We start from the raw sequence: 17,623 nt of genomic DNA on the forward strand, positions 1-17,623 counted from the left end.
GGCCTTCGCCGGGACGACGATGAGGAAGGGCCGATCATGCAAAACCTAAACCCCAACGGCTTCCTCAGCATCGACGGCGCCGATCTCGAATATCGCATGATCGGTCCGTCACCGGATGCCGCGCCGACCATCGTGATGCTGCACGAAGGCCTCGGCTGCATCGGGCTATGGGGCGACTTTCCGGAGAAGCTGCAAGCTGCGACCGGCGCCGGCGTGTTCGCCTATTCGCGTGCGGGATATGGCGCCTCAATGCCAGCGAAGCTGCCGCGTCCGGTCGACTACATGCATCGCGAGGCGCTCGACGTGCTGCCGAAGCTGCTCGATCGGATCGGCTTTCGCCGCGGCCTGCTGCTCGGCCATTCCGATGGCGCCTCGATCGCGGCGATCTATGCCGGCGCGCATCAAGATCATCGGCTGCACGGGCTGGCGCTGCTCGCGCCGCACTTCATCGTCGAGGACATTTCGGTTCGGTCGATCGCCGAGATCAAGACGGCGTACGAGACCACCAATCTGAAGGAGAAGCTGGCGCGCTGGCACAAGGATGTCGACAACGCCTTCCGCGGCTGGAACGATGCCTGGCTCGATCCGAAATTCCGCGACTGGGATATTTCCGACTATCTCGCCTACATCCGCGTGCCCGTGCTGATCGTGCAGGGCGCGGATGATCAATACGGCACGATGCGCCAGGTCGAGATCGCGCAGGACGAATGCTATTGCCCGGTCGATGTCGCGGCCATTGCGGGTGCCGGCCACTCGCCGCACCGTGAGGCGCCCGTGGTGACGCTGGACGCGGTCACCGAATTCGCCCGCGCCGCGCTGCGCGACGACCCGGCACTGGCGGCCTGACATTTCCTGCCGGTGCTAGGCCATTGGCCCAGCGAGCGATTTTCCTGAACATGAAACAAAATGCACATTATAACCTTGACAAAGCAGAACACCACGGGTAGTTTTGTTCCATTGGAGCAACCCCATGACCGACCTGCTGAAAAATCCGATCTTCCTCGACGAGACCAAAGCCCGCGAATGGCTTGAGGCGCGCGTCTGGGCGAACGGCGTGACCTGTCCTCACTGCGGCAATGCCGATCAGGACAAGATCACGAAGCTTGAGGGTAAGGCTCACCGTCCCGGCGTGTATCAGTGCAACGAGGCGGAATGCCGCCAGCAGTTTACCGTCACGGTGAACACGGTTTTCGAACGCTCCAAAATCCCGCTGACGAAGTGGCTTGCCGCGCTGTTCCTGATGACTGCTTCCAAGAAGGGCATCAGCGCGCATCAGGTCCATCGCATGCTTGGCATCAGCTACAAATCGACTTGGTTTCTGATGCACCGCCTGCGTGAGGCAATGCGCGTTGGTGGCTTGCTCCCGCCCATGGGCGAGGACGGCGGTGCTGTCGAAGTGGACGAAACCTATTTCGGCCGTCTCAAGGGCGTGAAGAAAGCCCGCGCTGGCGGCGCTCACAAGAACGCTGTCCTTTCGCTGCTGGATCGCGACACGGGCCATGTCCGTAGCTTCCACGTTGCGACTGCGACCGTTGACGAGGTTGCGCCGATCGTTCGCGCCAACGTCTCGAAAGAGGCGCATCTGATGACCGATCAGGCCAAGATTTATAAGAAACTCGGCGCCGAGTTTGCCAAGCACGACACGGTCAACCATCAAGAGGACGAATACGCGCGCCGTGAAGGCGATACGGTCATCACGACCAACACGATTGAAAGCTACTTCTCAGTGTTCAAGCGTGGCATGCGCGGCACCTATCAGCACTGCGCTGAAAAGCATCTGCATCGCTATTTGGCTGAGTTCGATTTCCGCCACAACAACCGAACCGCGCTTGGCGTGAACGATACCGAGCGCGCCCATGAGTTGGCGAAAGGCATCGTTGGCAAGCGCTTGACCTATCGACGGCCTAACCGCAACAATATTTAAGCATAAAGCCAAGCGCTTCCTGCGCTGGCGCAACCGAAAGTATCGCTATGGGTGAGCCGACTAAAGGAAACGTCGAACAGGTGCTCGGGAGCGCTATCAGCGTACCGATGACCATCATCATTAGTCTTGCTGATCTTTTGATCGCGAAGCAGGTAATTTCGCGGGACGAGATGGCTTCGTTGTTGCAGCGGCTAGCAGAGAGTGCCCCTTCCCATGGCGCAAATGAGGGGATGGTGAGGATACTGCTAGAGGGGACATTGACGCGGTATCAAACGCCTCCCGAATCAGGCCACTGACAATCCGGGCAATTTTTAATCCATCAATCTGCATTGCGTTTGCCCTTTTTGGTCGATTTCCTGACCTTTGGCTTTGCTGACTCGCGATGCTGCGGAGGACTTTTCGCTACCACTTTCGCAGCGCGCTCGAAGCGTTCCCATGCGTCGGGATGAAGTTCGACTTCTTTTTTTTGAGGAGATTTCGCCATGATATTCCGCCCGAATCCAGCCTTCGACAGGTTCACCGCTGAAGGTGCGCTTGTGGGGCGCATGTTATCATCCTTTGGCGAAATCGAGGTCTCCCTTTGTAGAAACGCAGCGCAAGCAACGCTGCTTGGGGATACTCTTATGAAGGCCCTTTACGCCATCCGTACGACCTCAACCAGGATCGAGACAGCGCACCGATTGATGCAACCCTATTTCAAGCAACACGGCATCTTAGATGACTATCAGAACACCATGGATACCGTCTGGCACTGTCTCAAGATCAGGAATCAGTACGCGCATTGCAATTGGGGTGACAATCTCACCGCCGGATTATTCTTCGCCGATCTTCAAGTTTCAGCGGACAGCGACAATTTCAGCCACACTTGGAGGCATGTTGACGTGCCTCTGTTGGAGCAGCAGTTCACGTATTTTGGCTGGACGATGGAAATGATCGAATTCACGCATCACGAGATGGGGGTAAAGATGGGACATATACAGTCCCACGTTTGGCCAAGGCCGAAAGTGCCAGCGCCAGCGCCTCTGCATAATCCTCCATACGAACACGTCCCGCCGTGGTTAAGCGAAGATGAGAAAGCCCTTCACTTAGCGCGTGCACTGGCAAGTCAAGGTGGCCCCCGACACCGACACCCGGACAACAGGCTCTCGACAAGGCTCGGGCGGAGAAACACGCCCGACAGGAAGAGCAGCGCCGAAAGAGCCGAGAGGGGGAGCAGAACGCAAAAGGACGTTCTGATCCACCTCCGGAACAATAGCGGACGCGCCAGTCCCAGCCGAATCGACCGGGGCGGCTCCCATCTCAACACAATGCATTTGCTTTGTCATGGTTATAATGTGCAACAAAATGCATGTTTTTGCGTTTTGAACTGGACTAGGTTGAAAACATGCATTATTGTGCATGAAGTCAACACGAACCATCACAACGAACAACAGGTAGGGGTGGCCCATGGCTGGTGACGATCGCGTCCTTGCAGGCGGGGCGAAGTACATCGACTTCCAGACCGAGCCGTCGCGCTACCGGCACTGGAAGCTCGACGTCGCCGGCGACGTCGCGACGCTGACCATGGACGTCGACGAGAATGCCGGCCTGTTCGAGGGCTATCAGCTCAAGCTCAATTCCTACGATCTCGGCGTCGACATCGAGCTTGCGGACGCCGTGCAGCGGCTGCGCTTCGAGCATCCCGAGGTCAAGGTCGTGGTGATGCGCTCGGGCAAGAACCGGGTGTTCTGCGCTGGCGCCAACATCCGCATGCTGGCCGGCTCGACCCACGCGCACAAGGTCAATTTCTGCAAGTTCACCAACGAGACCCGCAACGGCCTGGAGGATTCCAGCGAGAATTCCGGCCAGAGCTTCATCACCCTCGTCAACGGCACCGCGGCCGGCGGCGGCTATGAGCTGGCGCTCGCGACCGACCACATCATGATGGCCGATGACGGCGCCGCCGCCGTCGCGCTGCCGGAAGTGCCGCTGCTCGCGGTGCTGCCGGGCACCGGCGGCCTCACCCGCGTCGTCGACAAGCGCAAGGTGCGCCGCGACCACGCCGATTTCTTCTGCACCATCGAGGAAGGCATCAAGGGCAAGCGCGCGGTGTCGTGGCGGCTGGTCGACGAGATCGCGCCGAACTCCAAGCTCGAAGGCAAGCTTGCCGAGCGCGTCAAGGAATTCGCAGCGAAGTCGAAGCGCAATGGTGAGGGCAAAGGCCTCGCATTGACGCAGCTCGACCGCACCATCGACGACAGCGCGATCCGCTACGGCTTCGTCAGCGTCGACATCGATCGCGCCGCGCGCATCGCCACCATCTCGATCAAGGCGCCGGAAGCCACCGCGCCCGCCGACATCGACGGCCTGATCGCGCAGGGCGCTGCGTTCTGGCCGCTACAGGTCGCCCGCGAGCTCGACGATGCGATCCTGCATCTGCGCATCAACGAGCTCGGCATCGCGATGCTGGTGTTCAAGAGCCATGGCGACCGCGCCAATGTCGTATCTTATGACGCGTTCCTGGAGGCCAACAAGGCGCACTGGCTGGTCAACGAGGTCAGGCACTACTGGAAGCGCGTGCTCAAGCGCATCGACGTCACCTCGCGCACGCTGGTGACGTTGGTCGAGCCCGGCTCCTGCTTCGTCGGCACCTTGGCCGAGCTCGTGTTCGCCGCCGACCGCTCCTACATGCTGATCGGCCAGAAGCAAGGTGATAACCGCCCGCCGCCGGCGATCGAGCTGACCGCAATGAATTTCGGGCCGTATCCGATGAGCCACGGCCTGACCCGGCTGCAATCGCGTTTCCAGGCCGACCCGTCGGATCTGGAGCGGGCGCAGGCCGCGATCGGCAAGGCGCTCGACGCCGAGGAGGCCGAAGAGCTCGGCCTCGTCACCTTCGCGCTCGACGACATCGATTGGGACGACGAGGTCCGCGTGTTCTTCGAGGAGCGCACCTCGTTCTCGCCCGACGGCCTCACCGGCATGGAAGCCAATCTGCGCTTCGTCGGGCCGGAGACCATGGAATCGAAGATCTTCTCCCGCCTGACCGCGTGGCAGAACTGGATCTTCCAGCGGCCCAACGCGGTTGGCGAGGACGGCGCGCTGCGCCGCTACGGCACCGGCCAGAAGGCACAATTCGACATGACGCGGGTCTAGCGAATCCCGCCGTCATCCTGAGGTGCGAGCGCTTGCGAGCCTCGAAGGATGATCGGAGGCAAGAATGCCAGACAAGCATCCTTCGAGACGCGCTACGCGCTCCTCAGGATGACGGTTGAGCAAGACGCGATACGCACCGAAACGATACCAAGGAGCACGGCCATGAACATGAATATCATGAACGTCGATTACTCGACCAAGATTCCGAACAATGTGAATCTCGCCGAAGACCGCCAGGTGCTGAAGGCGCTGGAGGGCTGGCATCCCGGTTACATGGACTGGTGGAAGGATATGGGGCCGGACGGCTTCCAGGAGTCGCTGGTCTATCTGCGCACCGCCTATTCGGTCGATCCGCGCGGCTGGGCCAAGTTCGACTACGTGCGGATGCCCGAATATCGCTGGGGCATCCTGCTTGCCCCGCAGGAAGAGAACCGCGTCATTCCGTTCGGCGAAGACTTCGGCAAGCCGGCATGGCAGGAAGTCCCCGGCGAGCATCGCGCGATGCTGCGCCGCCTGATCGTGATCCAGGGCGATACCGAGCCGGCCTCGGTCGAGCAGCAGCGCCATCTCGGCAAGACCGCGCCTTCGCTCTACGACATGCGCAACCTGTTCCAGGTCAATGTCGAGGAAGGCCGCCATCTCTGGGCGATGGTCTACCTGTTGCAGAAGTACTTCGGCCGCGACGGCCGCGAGGAGGCCGACGATTTGTTGCGCCGCCGCTCGGGCGATGCGGATAGCCCACGCATGCTCGGCGCCTTCAACGAGGCGACGCCGGACTGGCTGTCGTTCTTCATGTTCACCTACTTCACCGACCGCGACGGCAAGATGCAGCTGCACTCGCTGGCGCAGTCCGGCTTCGATCCGCTGTCGCGCACCTGCCGCTTCATGCTGACCGAGGAAGCCCACCACATGTTCGTCGGCGAGACCGGCATCACCCGCGTCGTGCAGCGCACCTGCGATGCGATGAACGAAGCCGGCATCACCGATCCCTTCGACATCGCCAGGATCCGCGCGCTCGGCGTCATCGACCTGCCGACCATCCAGAAGAAGCTGAACCTGCACTATTCGCTGTCGCTCGATTTGTTCGGCTCGGAAGTGTCGACCAATGCGGCCAATGCCTTCAACGCCGGCATCAAGGGCCGCTACAAGGAAACCACGATCGAGGACGATCACCAGCTCAAGAGCTCGACCTATCCGGTTATGAAGATGGTGGACGGCCAGATCAAGCTGGTCGACGAGCCGGCGCTGACCGCGCTCAACATGCGGCTGCGCGACGACTACACGCAGGATTGCGTCAAGGGCATGCTGCGCTGGAACAAGGTGATCTCGACCGCCGGCATCGATTACAAGCTCGCGGTGCCGAACACCGCCTTCCACCGCCAGATCGGCGAGTTCAAGGACGTCCATGTGACGCCCGACGGCCTCTTGATCGACGACGCCACCTGGGCGAGCCGCAAGAACGACTGGCTGCCGTCGACGGCGGACGGCGACTTCATCGCCTCGCTGATGAAGCCGGTCACCGAACCCGGCGAGTTCGCCTCCTGGATCTCGGCGCCGAAGGTCGGCATCGACAACAAGCCGGGCGACTTCGAATATGTGAGGATCGAGAGCTGAAGGTTTCTCTCCTTAGGGAGAGAGCAGGAAGGGGCGAGCCGAAGAGGTCCCTGGCTCGCCCCTTTTTCCTTTGTGTCGACCGCTCATTCGGTCATCACCCGCGAAAGCGGGTGATCCAGTATTCCAGAGACAGCAGAGCAGGATCGAGAGGCCGCGGCGTACTGGATGCCCCGGTCTAGCCGGGGCATGACAGTGGTAGATTGGCGCCTCGGGCCGATCGTCGCGATACCTTGCTTACCCCGCGATCTCGAGCCCCGCAGTCGCGTAGACCACGCCGCCGTCGACCGCGATGGTGTTGCCGACGACATAATCGCCGGCGCGGGAGGCGAGATAGATCGCGGTGCCTGCCATGTCCTCGTCGCTGCCGACCCGCCGCGACGGGACGCGCTGCGCCACCTCGTCGGCGTGGTCGCGGGCGGCGCGGTTCATGTCCGACTTGAAGGCGCCCGGTGCGATTGCGGTGACGTTGATGTTGTCCTTGATCAGCCGCGTCGCCATCCGGCGCGTCAGATGGATCACCGCGGCCTTGCTCGCGGCATAGGAGTACGTCTCCATCGGGTTGACGAAGATGCCGTCGATCGAGGCGATGTTGATCACCTTGCCCGGCCTGTCATGGGACGCCGCGGCGCGCAGCGGCTTGGCCAGCGCCTTGGTCAGGAAGAAGATCGACTTGACGTTGAGGTTCATCACCTTGTCCCAGCCGCTCTCCGGGAATTCGTCGAAATCGGCGCCCCAGGCCGCGCCGGCATTGTTGACCAGGATATCGAGCTTTGGCTCGCGCTTGATGATCTCGGCCGCGAGCTTGTCGCAGCCCTCAACGGTCGAGATGTCGATCGGCAGCGCGATGCATTCGCCGTCATAGGCGGCGGACAATTCCTGCGCGGTGGCCTCGCAGGGACCTGCCTTGCGCGCGGTGATGTAGACCCTGGCGGCGCCCTGCGCGAGGAAGCCGGCCGCGATCATCTTGCCGATGCCGCGCGATCCCCCGGTCACCAGCGCGACGCGGTCTTTCAGTGAGAACAAATCCTTGAACATGCGTTCCTCCGTTGCATTGCCTGTGGTTCTGGGCGCGGCGGGGGATCGAGTCAAGGAAGCTGAGTGCCCACTCCCGTGGGGAGAGGGTGGCGGCGCAGGCACCGGGTGAGGGGTCTCCATCCGCGGAGACAGACCCCTCATCCGGCGCGGATTTCATCCGCGCCACCTTCGGGGAGAAGGGAAGCAGGCTATGCGCTCACGGGAGAGGTGGCGGATATCACGCCGCGTCGATGCGGCGGAAACCGTTCCACACTGCGGTGGCGGCGCCGGAGGTCAGGACCGGCAACAGCCGCGCGTCCTGGTAATTGCCGTTCAGCGAGACCCGCTGCAAGGCCGTCATATGGTCGGCGCTTTCGGGAAACAGCATGCCCGGCCGGGTCGTCACCGCGGTCCGGAAGCCGATCGATCGGGCGAGCGCGAATTCGCGTTGTCCGGCGGCGATCCGGTCGCCATAGGGATAGGCGAGATGCGCGACCGGCCGCTGCAACGCATCCTCGATCCGCGCCCGGCTGGTGGCAAGCTCGAACGAGGCGATGGTCTCGCTCTGCTTGGCGAGATTGCAATGGGTGATGGTGTGCGCGCCGATGGTGACCAGCGGATCGTCGGCGAAGCCGCGCAGCTCGTCCCATGACATGCAGAGCTCGCGCGCGATGCCGGTCTCGTCGACGCCGTGGCGGACGCACAGCGCCGATATCTCGGCCTGCATCTCCTTCTCGCCCGGCAGCGAACGCAGCCAGTCATGCATGCGGCCGAACGCGACGCGCTTGGCTTGCGGCGTCGCCGCGTCGATCCGGGTCATGGCGCCGTCGATCGGCACCTCGATCGCGGGCGCAGCCGATATCACCCGCTCCAGCGCGATCCACCACAGCCTGCCGCAGCCCTCGGCGAAATCGCTTGCGACATAGACCGTGAACGGCGCGTCGAATTCACGCATCACCGGCAGTGCGAAATCGCGGTTGTCGCGATAGCCGTCGTCGAAGGTAAAGCAGGCGAAGCGCCGCTCGAAATTCCGTTCGGTGAGGCGGCGATGCGCCTCGTCCATGCCGACGACGTCGACGTCGAGTGCACGCAGATGCGTCAGCATCGCGCGCAGGAAGTCCGGCGTGACCTCGAGATGATGGTTGGGCTGGAACGCGTCGCCGCGCCGCGGGCGAACGTGGTGCAGCATGAAGATGGCGCCGACGCCGGCGAAGATCGGTCGCAACAGGATGTGCGCGCCCGAAAAATACAACGCCTCCATCCCGGCACGGATCACGGTGTTGCGGAGTTGTTTCATGAGGGCGCGGGCCGGCCGATTTGCATTCCGCCGCAAACTTAGCGAAAGACCACTGAAGAAACTGTTATCCCGATCCGACATGGCGCCCCCGCCATGGCAATTGATTTGGGGTTTGACAGTCAGCCAAGGGTTTGTTTTCTCTCTGGTTCCCGACCCGCAGGACGCTGAATGCACGGACTTTTCAAGTGGAGTAGCAAGTGGTGGCCGGGGTGATTCCACTGGTCGTCATGTGGGGTATCGCGGCCTGGACCTCGACGGCAACGGTCGAGGCGGACCTCGCCGCGCGTTCTAATGCCGCACTCAAGGATACCGTCCTCGACAAGCGCCGCATCAGCGTCGATGGCCGTGACGTGACGTTTGCGGCCAATGCCTTCTCCGAAGACGGCCGCCTCAGTGCTGTGGCCTCGGTCGAAGCCGTACCGGGCGTGCGGCTGGTCAATGACGAGACCCGCCTTGTTCCCGAGGCCAAACCCTACGTGTGGTCGGCCGAACGCGACGTGGTGCGGGTCACGCTCGGCGGCAATGCGCCGCTGCCGTCGAGCAAGAACAAGCTGACGGAGGCCGCCAAGGCCAGCCTCGGCGGTGTCGAGGTGGTGGACCAGATGGCGCTCGCCCGCGGCGCGCCGACGCGGTTCGATGCCGCGGCGCTGTTGTTGCTCGACCAGATCGGCAAGCTGAAGGACGGCAAGATCACGCTGACCGACAACAAGGTGGCTCTCGCCGGCATGGCGCGCGAGCTCGGCGGACGCGAAGCGATCGCTGCGGCGCTGAAGAACCTGCCTGAGGGCTATTCGATCGCCGGCAACGACATCAAGGCGCCGCCTTATGTATTCCAGGCCTACAAGGACCCGGTCGCGGTGACGCTGACATTGACCGGCTACGTGCCCGACAACAACGTGCATGCCGCGCTGGTCGCGGCCGCCGGCCGCAAGTTCTTCAGCGAGAAGGTGGTCGACAATCTCAAGGCCAGTGTCGGCGCGCCCTCCGGGTTTGCGGCGGCGGTGGTGCCCGCGCTCGGTGCGCTGTCGCGGCTGTCGACCGGAACGCTTGTGGTATCGGACCGCGAGGTCAAGTTGTCGGGCGATGCGCTCTACGATGCCGCGGCCGGCCAGATCCGCGACGGGCTCGGCAAGGACTTTCCGCAGGGCTGGCAATACAAGGCCGAGGTCACGGTCAAGCCAGCGGCGGCGCCGGTCGATCCCACGGTGTGCCAGCAGCTGTTTTCCGAGATCCTCTCGAAGGGCAAGATCCGCTTCGAGTCCGGCAAGGCCGACATCGTTCCGGATTCCGCGGGTCTGCTCGATCGCCTGATCGAGACCGCGATGCGCTGCCCGAATTCGACGATCGAGATCGTCGGTCACACCGACAGCGACGGCGATGAAGCGGCCAACCAGGCGTTGTCGGAGCGCCGCGCGCAGGCCGTGGTGGATTACCTCGTGCGCGCCGGGCTGCCTGCCAGCCGTTTCACGCCGATCGGCTATGGCAGCACGCAGCCGGTGGCCGGCAACGACAGTGAAGACGGCAAGGCGCAGAACCGCCGCATCGAATTCGTGGTGAAGTAGCGATGACCGTGCTCGCGACATTCTTCTGGGGTTGGCTGCTCGGCGCGGTGCTGCTCGGCTTTTGTATGGGCTGGATCGCGGTGGTGCATCGGGCGCAGGGCGTCTCCAAGCTGTGGATGCGCTGGCTGGCGCTGCTCGCCGTCGCGCTGGTGGCGGCCTCGTTCGCGCATGTCGTGCCCGGCCGCTTCGGCTACTGGCTCGATCTCCTGCTGATCATGTTCGCGCTCTATCTGGTCGGCTGCGCGATCGGCTCCTGGTTGCGCGACTGGGTGGTCTCGCGCAGCAAGCCGGCAGGTTGACACGGTGTCCATCACGGCGGGGTGATCGGCCCCGTAGTTTCCCGGATGGCCTTGCAGTGCCTTCGGCGGGCTAACTGCCGCAGGCGCGGATCAAGCCTTGTCGAAGGTGGCGAGAAACGCGCATATTTGTGCACCCGCTGTCATGAATCATCCCTAATATCTTGAAGATGCGCGTTTTATTGTCGTTTGACGAATTCCACTCCGGCTTAAAACGCGCTACACGGGGCAGGGCACAGCGAAGCGCCGGCGGCGGTCGCCCGGGAGCCGTCGTCGCGGGATCGCAATTCGAGGTCTAGATGCTGGAAGCAACAGGCAGGGCGATGGCGTTTCTGCGCCAGAAGCAAATCCTGCATCGGCTGGGTGTTGTCATCAGCATCGCCGTCATCGGCATCGCCTGTTACGTCCTCTATCACATGCTGCGCGGCATCGACACCAATGAGGTGCTCGAGGCCATCAAGAGCACTGAGCCACGCCAGATCATGCTGGCGGGACTGTTCGTCGCAGCCGGCTATTTCACGCTGACCTTCTACGATCTGTTCGCGGTGCGCGCGATCGGCCATGCCCATGTGCCCTATCGCGTCAATGCGCTCGCCGCGTTCACCTCCTATTCGATCGGGCACAATGTCGGCGCCAGCGTCTTTACCGGCGGCGCGGTGCGCTACCGGATCTATTCGGCCTGGGGATTGAACGCGATCGACGTCGCCAAGATCTGCTTCCTCGCCGGCCTGACCTTCTGGCTCGGCAATGCCGCGGTGCTCGGGCTCGGCATCGCCTATCATCCGGAGGCCGCCGCCAACATCGACCAGCTGCCGCCGTGGCTCAACCGCGCGATCGCCTTTGCGATCATCATCGCGCTGGTGGCCTATGTGGTCTGGGTCTGGACCCAGCCGCGGGTGGTCGGCCGTGGTCCCTGGACGGTGACCTTGCCGGGCGGTCCGCTGACCCTGCTGCAGATCGCGATCGGCATCGTCGACCTCGGCTTCTGCGCGCTGGCGATGTATGTGCTGGTGCCCGACGAGCCCAATCTGGGCTTCGTCGTGGTCGCGGTCATCTTCGTGTCGGCGACGCTGCTCGGCTTCGCCAGCCACTCCCCCGGCGGCCTCGGGGTGTTCGACGCCGCCATGCTGGTCGGCCTCTGGCAGATGGACCGCGAGGACCTGCTCGGCGGTATGCTGCTGTTCCGGCTGCTCTACTATATTGTCCCTTTCGTCATATCTGTAATCTTGCTGACGTTTCGGGAGGTTATCGTCGGCGCCCGACTCAAACGGCTGCCGCAGGCTGATTCGGGTCCCCGCGCGCAGCCGCACCGAGAAGCGGTTTTGGTCCGAAAGCGCGGTGACTCCGGCGTCTGATGAAGCAGCCCCGATGTCTCCCGAGGACAGGTCGATTGACCGCGCCTGGGCGAGACACGAACCGACGGGATGAAAGCCGCCGCGATGGCAGTTGACGATACGCCTTCCTCGATTTTTTCGCCCTGGCCCGACCGGCTGCGTCACGCGGCGCTGATCCTGCTCGCGGCGGCGCTGGCGCTGAGCGTGGTGGTCGCGCTCGGCGAATTGTCGCTGGTCCGCGCCTGCGCGGTGTTCGCCTGCATCGCCGCCGCTGCGCTGGTGCCGTGGCGGCTGCATGATGCCGGGACGTCGCGCGAGGACGTCCGCGGCGTCAATCCGGTCGAGGCGGCTGCCGTCAGCGCCGTCGTCGCCGGCATGCCGGATCCGGCCGTGCTGCTCGACCGCGCCGGCCGCGTCATCCATCTCAACGCTGCCGCGGCCCAGCTTGCCCCGGCGCTGCGCAGGAACGAACTGGCGCAGTTCGCACTGCGTTCCCCTGAAATTATCACCGCGCTGCGCGAGGCGATCGCGACCACCGAGCCGCGCCGCGCCACCTATACCGATCACGTCCCGGTCGATCGCTGGATGGAGCTGGTCATCACGCCGGTGCCGGTGCCGACCCAGTTCGGCGGCACCGAGAAGTGCATGCTGATGACCTTCCACGACCTGACGCCGCTGCGTCGGGTCGAGGAGATGCGCGCCGACTTCGTCGCCAATGCCAGTCACGAGTTGCGCACCCCGCTCGCGGCGCTGTCCGGCTTCATCGACACGTTGCAGGGGCCGGCGCGAGAGGACGTGCGGGCACGCGAACGCTTCCTCGGCATCATGCACACCCAGGCCACCCGCATGGCACGGCTGATCGACGATCTGCTGTCGCTGTCACGGGTCGAATTGTCGGCCCATGTCCGCCCCGAGGCCTCGATCGACATCGTGCCGATCATCCGTCAGGTCGCCGACGGCCTCGAGGTGCTGGCCAGCGAGCGCCAGGTCGAGATCGAGGTCGATCTGCCGCCGACCCCGGTCACGATCGCCGGCGACCGCGAGGAACTGCTGCGGCTGTTCGAGAACCTGATCGAGAATGCGCTCAAATATGGCGCCTCGGGCGGGCGCGTCATAGTGTCGCTCAATCAGACCGTTTCGGGCGCATCGGGTGAGGGAAGCCCCGAAATCCGTGTCCTGGTACGGGATTTCGGTCCCGGCATCGCCCCGGAGCACCTGCCGCGGCTGACCGAGCGGTTCTACCGGGTGGACGTCGGCGACAGCCGAAACCAGGGCGGAACGGGCCTCGGATTATCGCTGGTGAAACATATTCTTAACCGTCATCGCGGGCGTCTTTTGATCGAGAGCGTGCCGAAGAATGGCGCCACTTTTACCGCCTGTTTTCCCCGCCCGAAGACCCCGGTACAGACCCAAAGCTAAGCGTTCTCAGTCGCTTAGCTCTGTCATCCAACTGTCATCCAACCTTCGTAAAACCGGCACCGACCGCTCCTAGATGGACCGGCGTGAGCGCGATCGGGCGCATTCGGCGCTTCGCTCACACGATGGAGACCACCCCATGAATTTCATCAAAGCAATCGTCGCTGCCGGCATGGTCGCCGCTTCGACGTCGGCCTTCGCTGCCGATATCACCGGCGCGGGCGCAACGTTTCCGTTCCCGATCTATTCGAAATGGGCTGACGCCTACAAGAAGGACACCGGCAACGGCCTGAACTATCAGTCGATCGGTTCGGGCGCCGGCATCAAGCAGATCCAGGCCAAGACCGTGACCTTCGGCGCCACCGACGCGCCGCTCAAGGCCGAGCAGCTCGAGAAGGACGGCCTCGTCCAGTGGCCGATGGTGATGGGCGCGATCGTTCCGGTCGTGAACGTCGAAGGCATCAAGTCGGGCGATCTCGTGCTCTCGGGCGAAGTGCTCGGCGACATCTATCTCGGCAAGATCACCAAGTGGAACGACGCGGCGATCGCCAAGCTCAATCCGAAGCTGACCCTGCCGGGTGACGCGATCACCGTCGTGCGCCGTTCGGACGGTTCGGGCACCACCTTCAACTTCACCGACTACCTCTCCAAGTCGAACGCCGAGTGGAAGTCCAAGGTCGGTTCCGGCACCGCGGTCGAGTGGCCGGTCGGCGTCGGCGCCAAGGGCAACGAAGGTGTTGCCGGCAACATCGGCCAGACCAAGAATGCGATCGGCTATGTCGAATACGCCTATGCCAAGCAGAACAAGCTGACCTACACCGCGCTGGTCAACAAGGCCGGCAAGACCGTGCAGCCGACCATCGCCGCCTTCCAGGCTGCGGCGTCGAACGCCGACTGGGCCAAGGCTCCCGGCTACTACGTGATCCTGACCGACCAGCCGGGCGAAGCCTCCTGGCCGATCACCGCCGCGACCTTCATCCTGATGCACAAGGAAGCCACCGACAAGGCGGCCTCGCAGGAAGCGCTCAAGTTCTTCAAGTACGCCTTCGAGAAGGGCGGCAAGGCGGCCGAAGAGCTCGACTACATCCCGATGCCGGAATCGGTCGTCAAGCTGATCGAGAAGACCTGGTCCTCGGACATCAAGAGCTAAGCTATCGCTTCGACCAAGGCCTGTGCCGTTCGAATGGCGGCGCAGGCCGAGCGACCAAGACCCGGGGTTCGTCACTGCGGCAAGACACGCGGATGAGCCCCGGGGTTCGCGCCCCCGGCGCAACCGGAACGACGCCCGGCCTTTTGCGTCAGTGAAGATCGCTTCGGGGGCGTAGCGGTTAGTGCAGCTTTCAAATAATAAAGAGGGAAGTGGCGTGGCAGACATGGCTGTTCAGAGCGATGTGATGGAAGCCGCGGGACCTTACGATCGCGCCAAGGCCCTCAGCGCCTTCAAGCTCGGTGATGCCACCTTCTATTGGATCACCCGCGTCTCGGCGATTTCGGTCCTGTTGATCCTCGGCGGCATCATCCTGTCGCTGATCGTCGGCGCCTGGCCGGCGATGAAGGAGTATGGCCTCGCCTTCCTCTGGACGCAGCGCTGGGCGCCCTCGGCCGATCCGCCGGTGCTCGGCGCGCTCGGCCCGATCTACGGCACGCTGATCACATCGGTCATCGCGATGCTGATCGCGATCCCGGTCGGCATCGGCATCGCCGTCTTCCTCACCGAACTCTGCCCGCAATGGCTGCGCCGTCCGATCGGCATCGCCATCGAGCTGCTCGCCGGCATCCCCTCCATCATCTACGGCATGTGGGGCTTCTTCGTGCTCGGCCCGTTCCTCGCCAACACGTTCCAGCCCTTCATGATCAGGGCTTTCGAGGGCATTCCGGTGCTCGGCGCGGTGTTCGCAGGCCCGCCGTCCTATCTCAGCCTGTTCAACGCCGCGTTGATCCTCGCGATCATGGTGCTGCCCTTCATCACCGCGATCTCGGTCGACGTGTTCAAGACCGTGCCGCCGGTGCTCAAGGAAGCCGCCTACGGCATGGGCTGCACCACCTGGGAAGTCGTCCGCAGCGTGGTGATCCCCTACACCCGCGTCGGCGTGATCGGCGGCATCATGCTGGCGCTCGGCCGCGCGCTCGGCGAGACCATGGCGGTCACCTTCATCATCGGCAACTCGTTCCGCATCTCGTCGTCGATCTTCGCGCCGGGCACCACGATCTCGGCGGCGATCGCCAGCGAGTTCGCCGAGAGCGACGGCCTGCACCAGTCCGGCCTGATCCTGCTCGGCCTGCTGCTGTTCGTGCTGACCTTCTTCGTGCTCGCCGGAGCGCGGCTGATGCTGATGCGGCTTGAAAAGAAGGCGGGGAAGTAACGCCATGAACCCGATCTACAAATCCCGCCGCCGCAGCGACATCGTGATCCGCGCGCTCTGCGTCGGCGCGGCGCTGTTCGGCGTCACCTGGCTGGCGCTGATCCTGATCACGCTGCTCTACAACGGCCTCGCCGGCCTCAGCGTGCAGCTGTTCACCCAGAACACGCCGCCGCCCGGCTCGACCGAAGGCGGCCTGCTCAATGCCATCGTCGGCTCGGTCATCATGACCGTGATCGGCGTCGGCATCGGCGCGCCGCTCGGCCTGTTCGCCGGCACCTACCTCGCCGAATACGGCAGGCACGACAAGCTCACCTCGGTGATCCGCTTCATCAACGACATCCTGCTCAGCGCGCCCTCGATCATCATCGGCCTGTTCATCTATGGCGCCGTGGTGGTGCCGATGCGCGGCTTCTCGGCGATCGCAGGCAGCCTCGCGCTCGCGGTGATCGTGATCCCGGTCGTGCTGCGCACCACCGAGGACATGCTGCTGCTGGTGCCCAACCCGCTGCGCGAGGCGGCCTCGGCGCTCGGCCTGCCGCGTTCGCTGGTGATCAAGCGGATCGCCTATCGTGCGGCCCGGTCGGGCCTGATCACCGGCGTGCTGCTGGCGACCGCCCGCGTCGCCGGCGAGACCGCGCCGCTGCTGTTCACGGCGCTGTCGAACCAGTTCTTCAGCCTCAACCTGACCAAGACGATGGCCAACCTGCCGGTGACCATCAACAACTTCGTGCAGAGCCCCTACGCCTACTGGAAAGAACTGGCGTGGAGCGGCGCACTGCTCATCACATTCACCGTGCTCGCGCTCAATATCGGCGCGCGTATCCTTGGTGCTGAAAGGGCCGCAAAATGACCGAGCTTTCTGTTTCCACGACTGCCGCGGGTCACGTTCCCCAGGTTCCGTTGCCGGAAGCGCCGCCGAAGGTCACGGTGCGCAACCTCAACTTCTACTATGGTGAGCACCACGCGCTGAAGAACATCAACCTGACGCTCGGCACCAACCGCGTCACCGCGTTCATCGGTCCGTCCGGCTGCGGCAAGTCGACCCTGCTGCGCATCTTCAACCGGATGTACGACCTCTATCCGGGCCAGCGCGCGGTCGGCCAGCTGATGCTGGACCAGACCAACATTCTCGATCCCAAGCTCGACCTCAACCTGCTGCGTGCGCGGGTCGGCATGGTGTTCCAGAAGCCGACGCCGTTCCCGATGACGATCTACGAGAACATCGCTTTCGGCATCCGCCTCTACGAGAAGATCTCGAAGTCCGAGATGGACGACCGGGTCGAAAAGGCGCTGCGCGGCGGCGCGCTGTGGAACGAGGTCAAGGACAAGCTGAACGCCTCCGGCCTGTCGCTCTCCGGCGGTCAGCAGCAGCGCCTGTGCATCGCGCGCACCGTTGCGGTGCGTCCCGAGGTGATCCTGTTCGACGAGCCGTGCTCGGCGCTCGATCCGATCTCGACCGCCAAGGTCGAGGAGCTGATCCAGGAGCTCTCCGAGGATTACACGATCGCGATCGTGACCCACAACATGCAGCAGGCGGCGCGCGTCTCCGACAAGACCGCCTTCATGTATCTCGGCGAGCTGATCGAGTTCGACGACACCAACAAGATCTTCACCTCGCCGAGCGATCGACGGACCCAGGACTACATCACCGGCCGGTTCGGCTGAGGA

Annotated in this window: 15 protein-coding genes and 1 pseudogene; 13 read left to right on the forward strand and 3 right to left on the reverse strand. The window is 63.5% G+C overall.

Annotation, left to right across the window (positions count from 1 at the left end; all coding sequences use genetic code 11):
• The first annotated feature begins 36 nt into the window (after positions 1-36).
• Positions 37-846 carry an alpha/beta fold hydrolase gene (locus CWS35_RS10160; RefSeq protein ID WP_100956204.1) on the forward strand — a complete coding sequence of 270 codons (810 nt, stop codon included), beginning with the start codon at positions 37-39 and terminating at the stop codon, positions 844-846.
• A 124-nt stretch (positions 847-970) separates the two neighbouring features.
• Entirely contained in the window at positions 971-1,924 is a 954-nt protein-coding gene (locus CWS35_RS10165) for an IS1595 family transposase (protein WP_100951816.1), read from the forward strand.
• A gap of 319 nt (positions 1,925-2,243) precedes the next feature.
• On the opposite strand, the gene CWS35_RS38905 is transcribed toward CWS35_RS10165, so the two are convergent.
• Complete coding sequence (locus CWS35_RS38905) at positions 2,244-2,408, reverse strand: hypothetical protein (protein ID WP_157817106.1); 165 nt, start codon at positions 2,406-2,408, stop codon at positions 2,244-2,246.
• On the opposite strand from CWS35_RS38905, the gene CWS35_RS10175 reads away from it, so the two are divergent.
• From CWS35_RS10175 to boxB, 3 genes are all read left to right on the forward strand, one after another.
• Positions 2,407-3,381: a hypothetical protein gene (locus tag CWS35_RS10175; RefSeq protein ID WP_100951818.1), complete on the forward strand. Its 975-nt coding sequence runs from the start codon at positions 2,407-2,409 to the stop codon at positions 3,379-3,381. The two genes, CWS35_RS38905 and CWS35_RS10175, sit on opposite strands and share 2 nt — an antisense overlap.
• Positions 3,371-5,059, forward strand: a complete 1,689-nt coding sequence (boxC, locus tag CWS35_RS10180; RefSeq protein WP_024578973.1) for a 2,3-epoxybenzoyl-CoA dihydrolase — start codon at positions 3,371-3,373, stop codon at positions 5,057-5,059. Before CWS35_RS10175 ends, boxC begins: the two co-directional genes overlap by 11 nt.
• Positions 5,060-5,221: 162 nt before the next feature.
• Entirely contained in the window at positions 5,222-6,673 is a 1,452-nt protein-coding gene (boxB, locus tag CWS35_RS10185) for a benzoyl-CoA 2,3-epoxidase subunit BoxB (protein WP_100951819.1), read from the forward strand.
• A 234-nt stretch (positions 6,674-6,907) separates the two neighbouring features.
• On the opposite strand, the gene CWS35_RS10190 is transcribed toward boxB, so the two are convergent.
• Positions 6,908-7,708 (reverse strand): SDR family NAD(P)-dependent oxidoreductase, encoded by an 801-nt coding sequence (locus CWS35_RS10190; protein ID WP_100951820.1) that lies wholly within the window; start codon positions 7,706-7,708, stop codon positions 6,908-6,910.
• Positions 7,709-7,925: 217 nt separating this feature from the next.
• Positions 7,926-8,984 (reverse strand): polysaccharide deacetylase family protein, encoded by a 1,059-nt coding sequence (locus CWS35_RS10195; RefSeq protein ID WP_100951821.1) that lies wholly within the window; start codon positions 8,982-8,984, stop codon positions 7,926-7,928.
• A gap of 168 nt (positions 8,985-9,152) precedes the next feature.
• Here CWS35_RS10195 and CWS35_RS10200 point away from each other — a divergent pair.
• The 8 genes and pseudogenes from CWS35_RS10200 (at position 9,153) to pstB (ending at position 17,620) form a co-directional block, all read left to right on the forward strand.
• Positions 9,153-10,546, forward strand: a pseudogene (locus tag CWS35_RS10200) (OmpA family protein).
• Between the two features lie 2 nt (positions 10,547-10,548).
• Positions 10,549-10,845 carry a hypothetical protein gene (locus CWS35_RS10205; protein WP_100951822.1) on the forward strand — a complete coding sequence of 99 codons (297 nt, stop codon included), beginning with the start codon at positions 10,549-10,551 and terminating at the stop codon, positions 10,843-10,845.
• 296 nt (positions 10,846-11,141) lie between these two features.
• Positions 11,142-12,197, forward strand: coding sequence for a lysylphosphatidylglycerol synthase domain-containing protein (locus tag CWS35_RS10210; protein WP_024578979.1), 1,056 nt, complete (start codon positions 11,142-11,144; stop codon positions 12,195-12,197).
• 84 nt (positions 12,198-12,281) lie between these two features.
• Positions 12,282-13,595 carry an ATP-binding protein gene (locus CWS35_RS10215; RefSeq protein WP_024578980.1) on the forward strand — a complete coding sequence of 438 codons (1,314 nt, stop codon included), beginning with the start codon at positions 12,282-12,284 and terminating at the stop codon, positions 13,593-13,595.
• A 136-nt stretch (positions 13,596-13,731) separates the two neighbouring features.
• Positions 13,732-14,742 (forward strand): phosphate ABC transporter substrate-binding protein PstS, encoded by a 1,011-nt coding sequence (pstS, locus tag CWS35_RS10220; RefSeq protein WP_024578981.1) that lies wholly within the window; start codon positions 13,732-13,734, stop codon positions 14,740-14,742.
• 223 nt (positions 14,743-14,965) lie between these two features.
• Positions 14,966-15,955 (forward strand): phosphate ABC transporter permease subunit PstC, encoded by a 990-nt coding sequence (gene pstC / locus CWS35_RS10225; RefSeq protein WP_024578982.1) that lies wholly within the window; start codon positions 14,966-14,968, stop codon positions 15,953-15,955.
• Between the two features lie 4 nt (positions 15,956-15,959).
• The gene (gene pstA / locus CWS35_RS10230; RefSeq protein ID WP_024578983.1) at positions 15,960-16,805 is read left to right on the forward strand and encodes a phosphate ABC transporter permease PstA; all 846 of its coding nucleotides are present in this window, start codon (positions 15,960-15,962) and stop codon (positions 16,803-16,805) included.
• A complete protein-coding gene (gene pstB / locus CWS35_RS10235; protein WP_016844065.1) occupies positions 16,802-17,620 on the forward strand; it encodes a phosphate ABC transporter ATP-binding protein PstB in 819 nt (272 codons plus the stop codon). The genes pstA and pstB overlap by 4 nt, the downstream gene beginning before the upstream one ends.
• The last annotated feature ends 3 nt before the right edge of the window (positions 17,621-17,623 follow it).

The organism is Bradyrhizobium sp. SK17, from assembly GCF_002831585.1.
Lineage (GTDB): Bacteria > Pseudomonadota > Alphaproteobacteria > Rhizobiales > Xanthobacteraceae > Bradyrhizobium.